The organism is Acidovorax sp. K2F (genome assembly GCF_025246485.1).
Classification (GTDB): domain Bacteria; phylum Pseudomonadota; class Gammaproteobacteria; order Burkholderiales; family Burkholderiaceae_C; genus Acidovorax; species Acidovorax delafieldii.
Window position 1 is genome coordinate 16,130 of sequence record NZ_JAOBSQ010000046.1, and the last position, 16,675, is coordinate 32,804.

General features: G+C 55.9%; 14 protein-coding genes and 2 pseudogenes. 5 read left to right on the top strand and 11 right to left on the bottom strand.

Annotation, left to right across the window (positions count from 1 at the left end):
- Positions 1 to 215: 215 nt before the first annotated feature.
- From N4G42_RS17420 to N4G42_RS17440, 5 genes are all read right to left on the bottom strand, one after another.
- Positions 216 to 1,565: a HipA domain-containing protein gene (locus tag N4G42_RS17420; protein WP_260668063.1), complete on the bottom strand. Its 1,350-nt coding sequence runs from the start codon at positions 1,563 to 1,565 to the stop codon at positions 216 to 218.
- A complete protein-coding gene (locus N4G42_RS17425) occupies positions 1,562 to 1,879 on the bottom strand; it encodes a hypothetical protein (RefSeq protein WP_199226546.1) in 318 nt (105 codons plus the stop codon). Before N4G42_RS17425 ends, N4G42_RS17420 begins: the two co-directional genes overlap by 4 nt.
- A 422-nt stretch (positions 1,880 to 2,301) precedes the next feature.
- A complete protein-coding gene (locus N4G42_RS17430; RefSeq protein ID WP_108627292.1) occupies positions 2,302 to 2,979 on the bottom strand; it encodes a YkgJ family cysteine cluster protein in 678 nt (225 codons plus the stop codon).
- A gap of 83 nt (positions 2,980 to 3,062) precedes the next feature.
- Positions 3,063 to 3,386, bottom strand: coding sequence for a hypothetical protein (locus tag N4G42_RS17435; RefSeq protein WP_133246261.1), 324 nt, complete (start codon positions 3,384 to 3,386; stop codon positions 3,063 to 3,065).
- Between the two features lie 160 nt (positions 3,387 to 3,546).
- Positions 3,547 to 3,720 carry a hypothetical protein gene (locus N4G42_RS17440; RefSeq protein ID WP_158276469.1) on the bottom strand — a complete coding sequence of 58 codons (174 nt, stop codon included), beginning with the start codon at positions 3,718 to 3,720 and terminating at the stop codon, positions 3,547 to 3,549.
- 1,166 nt (positions 3,721 to 4,886) lie between these two features.
- Between N4G42_RS17440 and parA the strand changes: the two genes are divergently transcribed.
- The 3 genes from parA to N4G42_RS17455 all read left to right on the top strand — a co-directional run bounded on the left by parA (position 4,887) and on the right by N4G42_RS17455 (position 9,373).
- The gene (parA, locus tag N4G42_RS17445) at positions 4,887 to 5,561 is read left to right on the top strand and encodes a ParA family partition ATPase (protein WP_260668064.1); all 675 of its coding nucleotides are present in this window, start codon (positions 4,887 to 4,889) and stop codon (positions 5,559 to 5,561) included.
- A 9-nt stretch (positions 5,562 to 5,570) separates the two neighbouring features.
- Positions 5,571 to 6,578 (top strand): ParB/RepB/Spo0J family partition protein, encoded by a 1,008-nt coding sequence (locus N4G42_RS17450; protein WP_108497336.1) that lies wholly within the window; start codon positions 5,571 to 5,573, stop codon positions 6,576 to 6,578.
- A gap of 1,442 nt (positions 6,579 to 8,020) precedes the next feature.
- Positions 8,021 to 9,373, top strand: a complete 1,353-nt coding sequence (locus N4G42_RS17455) for a replication initiation protein (RefSeq protein WP_260668065.1) — start codon at positions 8,021 to 8,023, stop codon at positions 9,371 to 9,373.
- Between the two features lie 278 nt (positions 9,374 to 9,651).
- Here N4G42_RS17455 and N4G42_RS17460 read toward each other — a convergent pair.
- Positions 9,652 to 10,082 (bottom strand): annotated as a pseudogene (locus N4G42_RS17460) (DDE-type integrase/transposase/recombinase); the annotation flags it as partial.
- On the opposite strand from N4G42_RS17460, the pseudogene N4G42_RS17465 reads away from it, so the two are divergent.
- Positions 10,077 to 10,360 (top strand): annotated as a pseudogene (locus N4G42_RS17465) (ATP-binding protein); the annotation flags it as partial. The pseudogenes N4G42_RS17460 and N4G42_RS17465 sit on opposite strands and share 6 nt — an antisense overlap.
- Positions 10,361 to 10,432: 72 nt before the next feature.
- On the opposite strand, the gene N4G42_RS17470 reads toward N4G42_RS17465, so the two are convergent.
- A complete protein-coding gene (locus N4G42_RS17470) occupies positions 10,433 to 10,744 on the bottom strand; it encodes a helix-turn-helix domain-containing protein (protein WP_108497338.1) in 312 nt (103 codons plus the stop codon).
- A 199-nt stretch (positions 10,745 to 10,943) separates the two neighbouring features.
- On the opposite strand from N4G42_RS17470, the gene N4G42_RS17475 reads away from it, so the two are divergent.
- Positions 10,944 to 11,234, top strand: a complete 291-nt coding sequence (locus N4G42_RS17475) for a hypothetical protein (RefSeq protein ID WP_133246262.1) — start codon at positions 10,944 to 10,946, stop codon at positions 11,232 to 11,234.
- A 921-nt stretch (positions 11,235 to 12,155) separates the two neighbouring features.
- Here the strand turns inward: N4G42_RS17475 and N4G42_RS17480 are convergent.
- The 4 genes from N4G42_RS17480 to N4G42_RS17495 form a co-directional block, all read right to left on the bottom strand.
- Complete coding sequence (locus N4G42_RS17480; RefSeq protein WP_260668066.1) at positions 12,156 to 12,611, bottom strand: DUF6527 family protein; 456 nt, start codon at positions 12,609 to 12,611, stop codon at positions 12,156 to 12,158.
- 4 nt (positions 12,612 to 12,615) lie between these two features.
- A complete protein-coding gene (locus N4G42_RS17485) occupies positions 12,616 to 14,022 on the bottom strand; it encodes a ThiF family adenylyltransferase (RefSeq protein WP_260668067.1) in 1,407 nt (468 codons plus the stop codon).
- Positions 14,022 to 14,951: a multiubiquitin domain-containing protein gene (locus tag N4G42_RS17490; protein ID WP_260668068.1), complete on the bottom strand. Its 930-nt coding sequence runs from the start codon at positions 14,949 to 14,951 to the stop codon at positions 14,022 to 14,024. Before N4G42_RS17490 ends, N4G42_RS17485 begins: the two co-directional genes overlap by 1 nt.
- A gap of 92 nt (positions 14,952 to 15,043) precedes the next feature.
- Positions 15,044 to 16,675: PD-(D/E)XK nuclease family protein (locus tag N4G42_RS17495; protein WP_260668069.1), on the bottom strand; the 1,632-nt coding region annotated here is incomplete at its 5' end.

Here is a 16,675-nt window from a genome sequence, read left to right on the forward strand (position 1 = left end):
TCCTTCGATGCGTCAGTCGTTGCTGGCGCCCCGTTCTGTGGGCCTCTGGGCTGCTTGATGACTCTTATTGCAATTCAATAGCCAATTCAAAGCAGTACGGCAGTTGCTTTGTCAATTTCGATGAAGGAACTGAACCCGCCCAATTCAGCATTTGGATAGCGTCCAATTCGGCATTCAACCCATTCACGGGCTTCCTCTGCTGGGCTCACTTGTCGCTAGGCTTGGGGGGCCTTAGCAGCCGGGACTGGCAAGCGGACGCGTCTGAGCATGTCCGCAATCACAATCATGCGGATGGAGCGCAGGAGATGGCTTTGTGCGCCGACAGTTTCGCGGGTGGGCGTGCCGTTTGGCCCTGTGGCGTCGCGCATAGTGGCTTCCAGCTTGTCGGCGATGTCTTCTGCGGCCTTATCCAGCTTGCTCACGATCTTGCCGATCTCGCGCGCGGCAGTGACCTTGTTGAGCCCCAGCTCCATGCCGGTTTCAAGGAGCTTTTCGAAAGTCACTTCAGCAAAGAAGGTCGCTCCTGCAACGGGAGTGGCCAGCTTTTCGTTGGGCCAGACGGCATCGCCGTCGCTATAGACCCGCGTGTGATAGACCGCCGTGCACAGGAGGTCGTAGAAGGGGGCCACTCGCTTACCCTCCTGATCCACCAAAAACGAGATGTTCTTCAGGTGCGAGTCCGAGTTGCCCACCATCGTGTTGAAGATGATCCAGCGGAACACCTCCAGGCGCGCCACCACTTTGTTGCGACACTGGTCGATGAGTTCTTTGAGCTTGGGGAGGGTGGCGCTCGTGTACTTGTTGAATGCAGGCTCATTGAGCAGCTGGATGCCGTCGAGCGCATGCACGCGGTCGGGTTCGATATGCCCAGGCGTTCGGTCGAAACGCTCGATGATGAACACTGGCTCCGGGAGGTACAAGTGCCAGACACTGGGCACGGTGAGCCCCAACCGAGCAGCCAGCAGCATGGTGAACGTTTCGTTGATCACTGAGTGCGGATAGCCCTCGGCCGTCGAATTCGGCTTGAGGATGTGGGTGGATGGCGTGCCTTTCAGGGGCTCGCTCAATTCCTGGCTCTTCGGATCAAAGAGAACCACCATCTTGTGCTGAGCCCCGGCCAGCGACATGCGCTTGGGGGCATCCTTGTTCAGAGACGCCCTCGGCAGGTTGCGGATGCGTTGAGACAGGTCTTCCCAAGTGAGCGGCTGCATGCCTTTTTCAGGCTGCGGTGCGCCCTCAGCCTGCAGCACCAGGGCCCCAGCCGACTCCATGCCCATGCGCTCCAGCATGCCGAAGGCATCCGCGGATTCCACGTTCACCTCTTTCGCCAGCACCTGGCGCATCAGCTCCTCGGGCAGCAGGTTGTCAAAAAACCATTGCACGGGCCGCGACGATGAGCCGTCCACCTGCCAGTCGGTGGATAGCGGAAGAGACGGGGCCAGAGGGAATGCGCCGGGGCTTGCCAACCAGGTGCCGGCATACTGGAACGCCCAGATGTTGTCGGCATCGCGCAGCGTGCCCACCAGTGCTCCGTTGATGAGGACTTGGAGCGTGCGGGTGGTCATTCACGCACCTTTTTGATGATCATTTTGTTCTCGGTGCTGGAAAGGAGAACCATGTTTGATTTGGGTAAAAAGTGCTCAAAGGCCCGCTTCACAGCGGATGCCTGCGAATCTGGCACCTCCAACAGCACCCGGATACCAAGCTCATCGAGCACCTTGAGCACGCGCCCGAACTGAATGGTGTCCTTGCCCTTCTCCAGGTCGCGCAGGAACACATGGCTTACCCCAGGCACATCCTCCTGACGAATACTGTTGACCTTGCGCATAGCGCGGATGGCCACACCGACGCTCTCAACTGACGTTACCTGTATCTGCATGTACACGCTCCTGAATCTCAATGATCGCTTAGGCTTAAGCCATTATGGACTCTGGAAGTAGTCAAACGCAACGATCTATTCGTTTTTGACCATCACCAGTGGGTTTGAGGCTTAAAACTAAGCACACCATTCGATTCTGACCTTCAATACATCGTTGAAGCTAGTCTTCGAAGCGAGCGTTGCGAATTTCTAGGATAGGGCTAACGGCAAGCATCCCGGATGCCACCTCTGCGGGAGCTGGTAGCCTGTCATTCTCGAACGCCCCACAATGCTGTGCACCGTCGAATCGAGGAGACAGCGTGAAAGACTGGGGACATCTTTGATCTCGCGCGTCACATTTATCGAATGACGAGTAAGGCGCTCTTCCTAGATCCAGGTACGGTTCTTGTCCCGCTCGTAGGTAACTCTTAACGACTCCCTGCTCACTGTTGCTCAGTCATCGGGAACCAGTTTCTGATGTCGTCGTAATCCTGGTGAGCCCCAAGGATGACAACCGAATCGACGTGGTGTTCCTGGGTGTTCAGGTAAGGGACATTGATGGTGCTGCCCTCCACGAGCTGGCACAGCAATGCGTCCTCATCCATGTTCAGGAGAAGCCTGCATTGAAGGGGGCGGCTTGAGTAGATACCACAGACATCATCCTTCAGGAAGGTACAGGGCTTGCCAAACGCTTCCTGCGTCGCCGCCTTGTAGCTCTCGCTGTCCTCATCCACGTTGGCCATCGTGTACTTCCCTGCCAACGGGTTCATCGGCGCACCGGTTTCCTTGGCGATGACCAGTGCCTCGGCTCTGGAGATCATCACGGCGATATGGCAGCAATGTGAGCAACCCTTGCGGCATGCGGCCAACGGCGCAGCACTGCCCGTGACGCTATCAGCCGCCTTGCGCAGCCATGTCACCCGCTTGGCCACAGTGCCGGCCTTGGCAGCTTGGTCGAGGAGCCGGGATTCCTGCCTGCGATCCACACCTTTGAGCGTCTGCAGCTTGGCCTCCACGCGTTCGCGCAAGCCTTCCCATCGGCGCTCGATGCGCCCCATGACCTCGGGGGCGGAGGTTTGAACCTGCCCACCGGGCACGACGAAGTCACTGTCGGTCTTCATGGCTTTACCCCAGCTCCAATGGGTTCGATGCCTTCATCCAGCGCGGCACAGCCAACATGACGGTGAAGGGGCAAGTTGGGGGCTCATGTGCGGATACTTGGAGTAGTTGGCGCGACTGATGCCAAGAACTGGCCTTCCACCGCTCCAGGATCAGTTTTCGATGAGAAAGTAGCTATCAACCTCCCGACTGCCGTCTCTTCCTTGAGGTGAGCGAACAATTGGAGATCTACAGCATGTTCACGCTGCTCGGCTTCAAGGCGTAGCTTTAGATCCTGTTGCAGCTCGCCCAGGCCATCCAGCACATTGAGCTCATACGGCACGTAGGCGCAGTCGTCCTCGCTGCCCAGGAAGGCACGCGCGCACCGAGTGTCGCATATCGACAGGGCCGACAGGTCCTTGGGGGACACACTACCTTGCTCCATACAAATTCATCAATCTGGCCATTCACGCATACGGTGAAGGTTTCCTGAGCGTAACCAAATTGGGCCATAGCCACATTGGCGTTAGGGAGAAATAGCTCTGACTGGTTGACTGGTCGCGAGCCCTGCAAGCACGCTTTAGAACCCGTTAGCCCCCAGACTTTCCGCTTCCATTGCCGCCATAGACGGTCGTCAAGCCCTTGGCTCCAACTTCCAACTGCTGGTTTTCAGCGTTGACGTTGCGCAAATTCTTGATGACGAGCAACTGGATCCCGATCTCAGCCTGGATCGGTACCGGTATCCGGCCTTCGGCAAGAGGCAAGGGCTCCTGTTTCTCTGGATCAGGTATGCCATGTGCCACCTTGAGCAGCGCATGAAGGTCATCTTAATCAGCGGGCGTAAGCACATTCTTTACCAGCAAGAGCGCCGCTCCACCAGGCCTGGAGCCCTTTTGTCCAAGCCCATAGTTTCCGCGTCGTCAACATGACCTCTCCTGACTTGTCAGTCATACGATTTCAGTTAATCCATTGAGGCTGGATCTATTGGGTGCTCAATGGCGTTCTCAAACGTGAGAAATTGCCAAGGGGGCGGACATAGAGAAGACTGGCACGCTGGACGGGGAAAGCATCTTCGTGAGGACCGCCTGAATAGAGTCGCCGCGTCCGCTGCGCTCCACAATCTGCTGAAGCTCGCCCACCATGGTCAGCCCCCAAGAAGCCGCCTTCCCCTGATGGGTCAATAGCGTTGGTTACTTCGAGCCCCACGGGGTCGGGGCCCAACGCATCACTAAGCGTGCTCGTACCCTCCTTGGGTCGATGCAATCTGGTTCCTCGGTCAGTTCAATGCACATGATGACCTGAGTTACAGACGATCGTGGATGTCTCGAGCGCCGGGGCTTTGCCCCAATGATGCTCTTCCCTTGAGCCACCGCAAGCTCTCAATTTCGACGTTATCCAAACAACATTTCAAAAAAGCCAGCTCTGCATTGAACATAGCCGCATAACCACACCGCCCAGAACTTTCAGCGCTGAAAGTTCACCCTCGCACCCGCACTCAATAAAAAACACAAATTAGAAATTTTACAAAAATACAATGCATGAACAATAAATTTTACGCACCAACAAAGCCGCGACACCCCACCGATCACGCACTCCCCCACGGGGTCCAACCTTCAACCCTCAGCACCAAAAGCCCCGCAACCAATCGCACCAAAACATCGCCGCCCAAACATAGCGCGCACCAGGCAACACAACACCAAAAGGCCGATCAACAACCACCCCTGACTCAACTTTCAGCGCTGAAAGTCAAGCCATAGCAACGATTAAAGCAACACAGAAGTCGTTTTGCAAAAACGCATGTGCGATAAAAATAAACAACATTTTCATTAATTTGTTATTGAATTTCATCTGAGTTTGATACAATCCCCTTCGCGGAGAATCCGGCAAGACTTTCAGCGCTGAAAGTCTGCCAACCTATCAGGAGCAGGCAATGACAGCAAAAGTGGTCACCGTGTTTAACCAAAAGGGCGGGTGTGGAAAAACAACCATTGCGATGAGCCTCGCTGGATCATTCGGGCTTCGCGGATATTCATCACTTGTCGTAGATATGGACCCGCAGGGGACTGCAAGCCGCTGGGCAAGTGCCGCCCCCGAAGAGCGGCCATTTCCAGCTTCTGTGATTAGTCTTGCTCCTATGGAAGGAAAGATGCACAGAGAAGTAAAAAATCACATAGATAAATTTGATGTGATCTTTGTAGATTGCCCACCGGCAATGAATTCTGCAGCCCCCACGTCGGCCATGTTGATCTCTGACTTGGCTCTCATACCGCTGGTCCCGAGTCCGGCGGATATCTGGGCGGCGGAGTCTGCCAAAAAATTGGCGGGGGCAGCACAGGCCAACAACGAAGAGCTCGTCGCACGAGTCGTTGCTAACATGGTCCAGCGCTCGACTTCACTAGCCAAAGAGCTAATTGAATTATTGGAGGAAGATAAAGAATTTCCTCTTCTAAAAACGTCCCTAGGTTCGCGAGCGGCGTTTAGAGAAGCCCAGATTCTGGGGTCAACCGTTCATCAAGTGCCACGCGCCACAGTTGCAATGGAAGAGGTGGAGTTGATGGCAGAGGAAGTGCTTCACCTTTTGCACCTTCCTTCGCGCAAAAATTAAGGACAAAAGATGATTTCCAAAGTCGACCGCAAAGCTGCAATGCGAGCGTCCCTTTCGGCTGAAAAGCGGGATGTAAATGCGCGGTTTGCAGCGGCAGATGCCGTGCTTTCCGAGCGTCCAGGTGGCCTTGGAGGTGTGCCCCCCCCCCAAGTCGTCCTCGATGAGGCACAGGCTGGTCGGACTTTCAGCGCTGAAAATACTGGTCCAGCGCAGCAGCGAATTGTGGCAGCTCCTCTTGATAGAGTGCACGAAAACCCACTGAATGCCCGTCACATCTATGACCCTGACATCGTCAAGGAGCTGGCGGCGTCAATTGCAACTCGTGGTCAACTCGTTCCAGCGTCTGCGATCGCGCATCCGACCATACCAGGTGACTACTTGCTGATCGATGGCCACTATCGAAAGAAGGCGCTCGCTGCAGCTGGTCAACACAGCATCGACCTGGTGATTCGCCCACACGAGGGTGATCTCGAGCTCTATCGCGTGAGTTGGGTGCTCAATGAGGAGCGTAGCGCGCAAAGTCCCTTAGACAATGCATTCGCGTGGAGAAAATTGCTTGATAAAGGCTTAGTGCAAACTGAGTTGCAAATCGCTGAGCTCTTGGGAGTGTCGCTCTCGACGGTGAACAAGACCATTGCGTTGCTGAGCCTTCCGACTGCTGTGCTCGACCGAATGCGCGATCGGCCAGAGAAGTTCGGCGTATTCGTTGGCTATGAGATCACGCTTGCTGCCAAGAAGGTGAGCGAGATAGAAGTGCTTGCATTGGTAAATCGCATCATCGAAGAAGATCTGTCGTCGCGTGAGGTCGGCGCCATACGCGCAAAACTCGATACTGGCGATAAACGCAAGCCTAAAGAAACATCGCGCCAATACAAGATCCAACACACTGGCCAACAGATCGGATTCCTCAAAGAATGGGACTCAGGAAAGGTCTCACTTGAGGTCGTGCTTGCCGATCCAAAGGAGAGGGCAGCACTCGTTGCCGAACTCAGAAGCCGTTTCGGTCTGTTTGACTGATCAAGATATCGGCCAAAAGGTGAGCCTCTACAGGGAGCGAACAATGCTCCCGAAGAGGACCAAGGGCCCATAGAACGGACTGGAGACTCTCTAGGGACGCGAAAAGGGGGTGACTGTCCTTCCCGCCTTAAACCGAGACCTTTGATAGCCCGTATCGGTCCCTTCTTCTTTCTAAGGTGAGTCTTTACGGGGAGTGCCGCTCCACCGTTGTTTCAGCAGTCGGCCTACCAATCCGTCTCCACCGCCGGAGTGCAGTGCCAGAGCGACCTGCGCTTGCCAATCCTCAAAAGGTGAGCCTTTTCAGGGACCCGTCGCAATCGTCAGCGCGAAGGACCGGGGGAAGCATTCGAACACCCCGATATGTAATAAGGTGAGCTTTTACGGGGGCTAAAGCCAGGCCCTGAAACCGGAGCGAAATGTTTGCAGTCTGCATTCGGCGGATCATCACCCCGAAACTCCCAAAAAGCGCCATATGGATGCCTACTTCATCGAGCCAAAGGGCATGTAAAGGCTCAAAGGTGAGACTCCACAGGGACTAGAAATGGCGCCCTAATGAGATTCCAGCATCTAGGATGTGTGCACTCACACACAGGGAAGAGTATTTAAAAGCTATCTTGCACACAAAGGTGAGTCTCATCAGGGACCAGCGCGGATGAGGTTCCACTATGCGTAGCCCGCACGGCTTCCTGTAAAGATTGGGTATAGGTGAGCCTTTACGGGGGGGCCTGATGAATCTAGGCGATTCTGATTGTGGCTGGGGAGAGGGGCAGGAGTCGTTTTCGATTTGACCTCGTCTGGTGAGCTTTTACAGGGAGCAAGGGAGTGATGCTCTACTGATGGGCAATTGGGCATGGTCGAATTCCTTCTGGACTCTGGTGAACTGGCTGTTTTGCATTGGAATTCACTCGTTAGGCATCCACGCTATTGAGGATTCTTTGTATTGAACATCCTTGGAAACCTTAAATACAATTTAAACATCGCAAAACCTAAGCCCCACGCGGTTTTCCGCCTAGTGAGGTGAGTGGATTCGGGGACCAAGGTGAGCCAATACGGGGAGAGAGGTGAGTGCCCCCGGGGACAGGCAACATCTATGGTGAGAATTAACAGGGACCATAAGTGAGTGGATTCAGGGGCAAAGTGCGCAAAGGTGAGCTTCTACGGGGAGTGGGCGACACGGTAGCTCCTTGAACTCGCCTAGAGCTCATGAACTTTTTCTTGGCGAGCTAGCTTCCACCTAATGATCGGGTTGGCCGAATGAGCGGTCTGCAGCCCAGCGTAGGCTTGCCTCATCACCTACGAAAAGGTGATGAGGCCACAAACCGATACAAAGGTGAACCCTCGACGCTTCCATCGAAAGGTGAGAGAATCGCGCCAAAATTTCACCGATAGATCCGGTCGCATGGCAGCGCGCACCAAGCACCGGTCAGGAAAGGTCGATGCCGATGGCGAGGAAGAGCAAGGCGAAACCTGGGGAGGTCATCACGATCGACGCCAGCGATGTGAGGGAGTTTCGCAAGACCAATGAGGCTATTGGATTGCGGGTCGTAGAAGGCAATCTCTCGCTGCTCTCTCGTAAGGTATTCAATGTGATGATGTACCACGCCCAGGAGATGAAGGTTCCTGGGCTCAATGCACCGATCAACACCGCTGCAGCCAAGAAGTACTTCTGGATTCCGCTTTCTGACCTTGCCCGGGATGCGGCCTACGACAGCAAGGATGTGCAGTACCTGAAGAAGCAGCTTGAGGAAATGCAGAACATTAAGCTGCTCATGGAGAACGAGCGACAGTGGACGAGTGAGCGACTGGTCTCTTCGGTCACCTTGGTTAATCCCGCTGGGCTGAACAAGCATGCAGGGCAGGTGTGGTTTGGATTCGCTTTTCCTCCTGAGGTGCACGAGCAGGTGATGGCGCCTAGCACTTACACACGGCTTTCGATCGTGTACCAAAGCTCGCTCAAGTCAGGGTCTGCCCTTGCTTTGTATGAAATCTGCCGTCGTTACGCGACTAATCCATCCAAGGTGACTTTCATCCAGACTTATGAGCACTGGTACGGTGTGATCACAGGCAATCCTATATCTGAGTCGACACCGCCCGTCTACAAGTACTTCAAGCGGGACACCCTGAGGCCCGCCATCGCTGAAATCAACGCGCTCACTGACATCAACATCGAACTGATTGAGCACAAGAACGGCCGGCGCGTCGAGAAGCTGCAGTTCAAGGTCGAGCAGACGAAGCAAGCCCAGCTTGAATTCCCGGCGCCGCCCATCATCGACACGGAACTCATGACGAGGGTGATGAAATTCGGTTTCAGCCAAGCGGACGCCAGCGACTTGGTCGCGCAACACAGTGACGACCTCCTGCGCACGGCCATTTCTCGGGTGGAGGCACGCGCAGAGTCGAAGGGAATGACCCCGCTGGAGACCCCAGCAGGCTACTTCCGCTGGACGCTCCAGGACTTGGTGCGTAACCCGACTCCTGTACCTGCACTGGCATCACCCAAGGCTGCCCCCTCGTCTAGCAAGGCGAGCGGTCGCAGTGTGATGGAGCGATTTCTTGCCGCCAGGGCTATTGAGGCCCTTGGGGTCTACAAAGAACTTGACGATAGCGAGCGCAAGGCTCTATTCGAGGCGTTCAAGTCACAGAACGCCAACAAGACGTTAAAGCTGGACAAGGGGCTTGATAGCGCTGCAGTCCGTGGCATTTTTGCGCCTTGGTACGCCAAACAGTTGTGGGGAGAGCCAACGGCCCAAGCGCTGGCTCAGTTTATCGAGGAGTATGGAGCTACGTCCAGTTAGCCAGCGCTGGCTGGCGTCGTACGTTGTGGCCGGAGACGAACCAATTTCTGCCGCTTCAACTCAATACCCCGGCTGGAAAATGGTTGCATTCTTATGTTGTTCGCATATTAATTATGTCCACGTAACGTGGACATTCAAAAAAATGGACGACAAAGGCATCTTTGAGAGTGCTCTAGAAGCAATAGCGCCAGTAATGCAGTTCGAGGTGAATCGTTCCGGGATTCTCGGAGGCTGTTTGGTTTAAGTCAGCCCACTTCCGCAGTGGCCTGACTGGCGAGTTACCGGTAGTGGTTTGCCTCAGCTTCTGCCGGTGGGACGTACCCTATGGGTTCGAGCAGGCGATGGTGGTTAAACTATGACCCCCATTCGAGCGTGGCGAACTCCACGGCTTCCTTTGTTTTCCATGGCGCGCGGTGATGGATTAACTCGGCCTTGTAGAGACCGTTGATGGTCTTGGCCAAGGCGTTGTCATAGCTGGCGCCCTTGCTGCACACGGAAGTCTCTATGCTCGCTTCAGCCAGTCTTTCAGAGTACCGAATGCTGGCGCATTGCGACCCGCGGTCACTGTGGCAAATCAAGCTTCCATCGCGCTCAGGCTGCCAGATGTAAAGGGCTTGCTCCAGTGCATCGAGCACGAAGTCCGTGCGCATTGAACTGCTTACCCGCCAGCCCACGATACGGCGGGCAACACGTCAATCACGAAGGCTACCTGCCGTTCCGTACGTGAGGAGGAGCTTTGCTGTTCCACCTGCTGTCCCAAGCTGTACGAGTGCACGAGCGTCGTGATAACCACCAACCTGAGCTTCAGTGAGTGGGCCAATGTGTTCGGAGATACCAAGATGACCACGGCGCTGCTGGACCGCATCACGCATCACTGCCATATTCTGGAAACCGGTAACGACAGCTACCGGTTCAAGAACAGTTCGGCACAGCAGCCACAGACCCACCAAAAAGGAGAAGACAACCAAGAACTTATCCACAACGTGAGCATGAAGTTCACGAACCAGGGTGGGTCAGATCGAGATGGAAATGGCGGGTTAGTTTTGGGGAAATCAACAGTCAGCCACCGCCCCCGCTAGGCAGGCCAAGCGCAGCGACTTCTTTCTGGACTTCGGCCAAAACAACCGAGACGTCATCTAGCGATGGAGAAGTGGCAAATGAAATTGCGAGCAGGGTCAGGGGATGGACGTTCAAAGCGGTGGCGATCTGCTCCACTTTTCCCAACGTGGGACTTTTGGTGCCTCGCTCTAGACTGCTGATGTAGGTTCGACTTGAAACAGAGGAGAAGTCCTCTTGGGTGTACCCCCGTGCGCGACGGATTACCCTCAGAGCCATGGCGATATTGTTCAACGCATTTGAATGAGCTTCCATCTCCGCGATTAGGAGACTTTGAACACAATAGGGCTACAATCTATAGTGTTCAAATTTTGCTTGACCAATGATTTCTTACTTTCGCAGTGTGCTTGCTGGGCTAGCTAGAGTCTCCCGCCGAAGAGCCCCAATAGCTAGTCTAAGTTTTGTACGACCATACTTCTTTGTTGAGTACCGTACAGAAAGCATTGGCGGAGGCATGAAGAACATTTTTTTGTCGAATGAAGACCTATTGCTCGACTTTGTGAAGCAAGGTTCTTTGCAAGGCTATATTGTGGTTCGCGTGAGGGTAATGTCACCTGGATACATGCATGATTCAAAATTTTGGCATTTTGAAGATCTCATAGCTTTATGGGAGGCTGAAGAACCTAATATGTATGAGCCGGCTCTGCTGTACACGCTGTCAACTGGTGTCGAGTTGGTAAAATCAGCTTCCTTCACGCCAATAGAGCATTTGGGAAAGCGCAAGTTGATATATCGGGCCCCTTAAGGCCAGGCAGTAGCAGCTATATGTTCCATTTCTCTCAAAAACTGCTGAGCAGAGCCTCCTGAAACGTGTTTTCTCTACAGTCGATTGCGGATATAACGATGACCGAGTTCTTTAATAATCCTGTTGCTGTCGGAATGAGCCTGTTCGGTCTGCTTCTGCTAGTGGGCTCCACATTTTCAAAAATGCAGGCTCGTTGGGAGCGGAAACACTTTCGCAATGACGCTCTTTGATTGAAAGCTGAGCCTCGTTGTTTTTAGGAATCAAATTGAATCGACAGGAGGAGCAAAAGAACGCTTTTCCCATCCTTCATAGGTTCTGTGATTGATTGAGTATCAGTCCTACATTATTTAGTTGCGCATATCACCATGGGCTTATTTGTCTCATGCCAGCGATAGCATAATTTATTGGTGTACGTCTCTGCGCAGGGGGTCAGAACTAAAATAATTGGAATAGCCTTGACTGCGTTGTACCAACGACATAAGCTGCACTATGTGAACAAAGCGCATTCGTTAACCTTCGGCCTGACTACCGCCCAACTGCAAGAGTTGGCCAAACAGGCTGTCCGTGACGCCATAACCAAGAACGTTCAGGCGGGTGTTTCAACAACCGTTCTGCTCAACGGGCGTGTGCAATCGCTCGATGCAAGTGATCTACGACTGCAGTCGCTCTTGAACGAACGGGACGCGACTGGCCACGAGTCGTAGTGCGGAGGAACTTCATCTGGGCTGCTGTGCCCGTCATCGAAATCTCGAACTTCGTAGGGGTCATGGAGGCCGACCAGCTTTGACAACTGAGGTTGGCTCTGCGGGGGAAGCGTCCCGCGACTCCGAATTGCGGAATAAATGCTCCTATTTGGCGGTTCATATATCGGAGCATATAGGGGCAGCGGGCTACTTCAGGCTGGTTGCAGACGCTCAGCTTTCATCGTCGAGTGACGGCCGCCGCCGAAACCTGCCGTTCGGGGTCCGCTGAGTCGATCGGCTGCTTCGTTCGGAAACCCGCCTGAGCCGTTTGCAAGGCTGCATCCGGCAATTCAACTTCAGTCTTGCACCACTCAATCAACCCACTCCGGATCCAAAAATGACATCGGCACATTCTCTGCTGATGAATAGACGGGGAGACCGTAGGTCGCTGCCAAAAGTCTTGATCGACTTCCCAGCGTGGACGACGTTCGGGATTCAATGACAGTGATATCTGCACACCGCATCCGCCTGGGCAACCCAAGCATGCCCATTTCTTGACGCCGCCGTCCACCACCAGCCACAGCTCACCCGCAGGAATCTCGGTCTTGCCCGGGTGTCGAGCCACTCGTTTAACGAGGAAGTTGAAGTCCAGAAGGCCGAGGCTGCGCAACATCAATGCGAAAAGACGCTTCATACAGTCAGCCAATCACGCCAAGAAAGGGGTTCACGTCACCACGGCCCCAGATGGCCTCGGTTCCACAAACAGGGCAGGTCGGAACTGGTCGGCACGTCGTGGAGCGTTCCTCCACACGGTCGAACCGGCGAATGCGGTTTTGCGCCATGCCGCCTGGGCCGCGAAAACCTGTCAAACCCTGGATCAATTCATCAACTGCAGCGCAAGCAATACTGGTGGTGAATGTGACCACTGCTGGTGCTGGATCGCCACCGCCTGCCACATACGCCTCAGCCTTACGGCGCTCAAACTCCGCAGGATCATTGCGCTGCAAACCTTCGGCTGCAGCACGCTGGGCGTTGACGACGCCAAGACACATCAGGCAAGGGTTGCCTGGTCGGATGGTCGTGATTCGGCCCGTCATGTCGTAGTCCACGCCGCTTTTGGCCGACCGCATACGCAACCCCACGTCGATCAGCGGAATCCCGTAGTAGTGGGAAAGCCGGTTCAGCGTGAGACGCCCCTGGTTGTCATCGGTACAGCCGAAAAGCACGTCGCAAGACCGCAGAACGTCACGCAGCGATGGATCGCCCACCCACGCCCGCCGGGTGACTACGTGGTTGCCCAAACCGCACGCCTCGATTTCGCGTGCGAGGATGTCCACTTTGGCCAGCTTGGCAGGTACGTCTGCAGTGCGTGAACCGTGAACACGATTGAGGTTGGTCGTGTCGATCGTGTCGTTGTCCATCAACGCCAGGTGACCGACCCCCAGCCGAGTCAGCAGCGAAGCCACGGCACTGCCCGTACCGCCGCAACCGATCACGCCGACGCGCAGCGCCCGCACGATCGGATTGAATCCTTTGCCGAACAGTGCTGCTTGCCGAGCCAAAAACGCCGTGTCTTCGTGCCCAGCATCCTCACGCCAGATCTTGATCTGGCTTCCGACAATGGAGATCGATGAGGCTTGCGTGGATGCCTTGGCCGATGTCCACAGGCGCCCCACGATGGCGTCGTCCTGGCCGAAGACCATGCTGGCAAGCCCCTGTGTGCCCTTGTTGAAGGTGGTGCGCGCTAGCTCAGCTTCGTTGCGGTCGTCCTGGTCGGAGAAGAACGCCTTGGCCCCAGGATGTGTGTGAACCAGCCCAGGAACGAGGTTGCGGTGCTGCGCCAAGCCCAGCAGCCGCATGAATCCCTGCGTCGACCACGTCACATGCGTCGAGGAGGACGAAACCATTTCGTCTGACGTGATCGGCACCACCTCGTGCGAGATCAGGCGGATGCGTGGCTGCTTGGACCACGGGTCTGCTGCGATCTCGGCCTTGCCGAACAGCACATAGGCGGCTGCCTCAGTGCCGTTTTCCCGGTGAAGCAGCGTGCGCAGCGCCGCTTCATGGGATTCAAGCAAGATGATGTCCAGCGCTGCGGCCGACATCACTTGGCCTCCGCTAGTGCGTGCTCGATGCGCTTGATCATCGTGTGCAGGCCATCGACACCCGGCCGCCAGCTGGTGTTGTGGCGAGACCAGCGTTGCCAGTTGCGGCCCATGAAGGCGTGCGGCTGATCCGCACATGTCGGGTAGCGATCAGCAGACACCAGCGTCAACCAGGGGTCGCAGAAGAACATATCCGGTGCCACGTCGGGATAGCCGGGCGGGAGGATCACCAACACGTCGGCCGCAGGGTGGTCGAACTTGCCTTGCGGCAGTTGCATCTGCTTCAGCACAACACCCGTGTGCATGCCGTCACCGACCACTTCCACGGCGAAGCCGTGGCTGTCCAGATAGCGCTGATCGGCCTCCGGCAGCGCCGCGAGTCCTTCCGTCGTGTCACGGATCAGCGTGATGAAGCGCTCGATGCCCGGCTTGCTGAGGTCGAGCAAGTCGGCGTCGCGGATGAGAACATCCTGGCCGCCGCCGCGGACTTCGAGGTAGACGTCATAGGTGTCGGTAGGGACGCCAGCCAACGCCTTCAAGATCTTGCCGCTGATCGAGGGCTTACCCCATTCCATTTGGCGATCGTCGATCGTGAACTTGAATGCGCGGTCCGTCTGGAAGATGACGAAACGCTCCGCGCCGCGCTCACGCAAGTCGTAAGTCTCGTCGAGACGCAGATCTTCAAATTCGCCGGATGGCAGGATCGCGTAGATGCTGTAGTCAGCCACCGGGCGAACTCCAGCAGCCTGCAGGATCTGGCGGCCGGTGGGGACCGGATCACTCAGATCCAGGTTGCGCTCGTTGAGCTGTTCATCGGCGACCACGATACGGTAGAGGTGTGCCAGACGAAGGCCACGGCCTTCGCGGATGGCGGCACCGATGTCTTCGAGCGGGATGCGGCTGTCATCGCCAGGATTTTGCGTTTGCATTTGATTGACTTTCTGTCGGCCATCTGCGGGATTGCAGTTTTCTTGGCCTCCACTAAGTCAATCGCGGTCAAAATCCGGACCGGAAAGCTGAATCAAACTTTTTTTATGGTGATCGCGCCAGCCGGGAGGTCGCCGCAGATAAAGAAGCTGGGGCACCTCGGGCAAGTGCGCGCCTCTTCCTTTACAGGGAAGTCGCCAGCGCGGACACGCCTGACGAAATCCCGGACCTTCTCGCTGCGCGTCTTGAGTTTGCGCTCTGTGATCTCCATCGGTTGCGTTGTCTCGCTAGTCAGGTAGGTCACCTCGACCTGGGCCGATCCGCCATACTCCTGCGTGGTCGCGAGGTGGAGCAAGGTGTACTCGATGTCATCGAAGGCATTGGATCTGGGCTTCCCGGTCTTGACGCGCCGAACGACGATTTGCCCGTTGTCGCCTCGGGCGACACTGTCCGGTCGGACAAGTATTTCTCCTTCCGCCCAGCCGAGCGAGATGGGAGTCGCGGGAGCCGGTACGCCGCGACTGCGGGTCTCAACTACAACATCCACAAGCCGCCGAGCGATGCTGCGGTAGTCTTCCGCATAGCCATGATCGACCGGTCCCTTTGATTGCCATGCCTGGTCGAAGCGTACGCCGAGTTCGGCTTCGGTCGGCATCGTCATTGCATGCACGGTCTTGAGCCAATCGAACACGTCCGAAACAACGTTGTGCATCTTCATGAAGGCCGTCTCCGTGCGGCGGCCTCCAAGTTTCATGACGTGGGTATAGAGAAACCGGCGTGGACATCGTTCGAACAGGTTGACTTGACTGTCGGTCCAGGCCGGCTTCTGCTCCCAAACAATCTGCAGGGCTGACGATGCTCGCAGTCCTGCATGGCGCTGAGCCGGAATCGGCGGTTGGATCAGGTGATGCAGGATGGAGGGCATGAACTTGGAAGGGTTGCGCGTTCTGCCATCCGACTGAACTGACGACGCGTAGAGGAACAACCGATCGCGCGCACGGGAGAGGGCGACGAAGAACAGGCATTCTTCCTCTTCATCGTGTCCGGCCTTCACCGCTTCCAGTCCGGTCATTTCGTCGGAGCCATGAATGAGCCCGTCGGGTGGCACGCAGCGCGGTGCCATGTTGTTGCGCGGCAAGCCCGAGGTCACCATGCCAGGAATATGCACTGCGTGGAACTCGAGCCCCTTGCTGGCATGGATCGTCATCAGGCGGACGGCATCGATGCTGTCGGCAACACCTGGCAAATGGCGCAGCCCACGATCTTCCGAAAGTAGGACGAGTCGGCGAATACGATCAAGGAGACGCACGCAAGGTGAACCGGTGTCGGAGGGTTGCTGACGGCAGAAGTTGAGGAACTGCCACAGTGCCAAGCCCTTCATCCTGCTTCGTGCATCGCCTGCCAGATACAGCGACTTGGCGAGGCCGAGCCGATCTATCACCCATGTGGTCAAGATGCTCCAAGGGTTGCCCATCGGACTCACCCCATCGAAAAGCATGGCGGCCCGGGCTAGTGCCGTCTTGCTGGCTTCCGCAAGTTCCGGTGGCCAATTTTTATTCAGGCGCCACTCGAGAGGCGCCACTTTGCTTTCGCGCAGGCATTCGATGATCTGCACCACATCTTGCAGCGGCAGTTCGTAAGTCGACATCGTGGACACGCGCACCAGTCCAACGGCATAGGGGTCGCTCAGCATCGAGAGCATGGCGAGGAGATCCTTGATCACCGG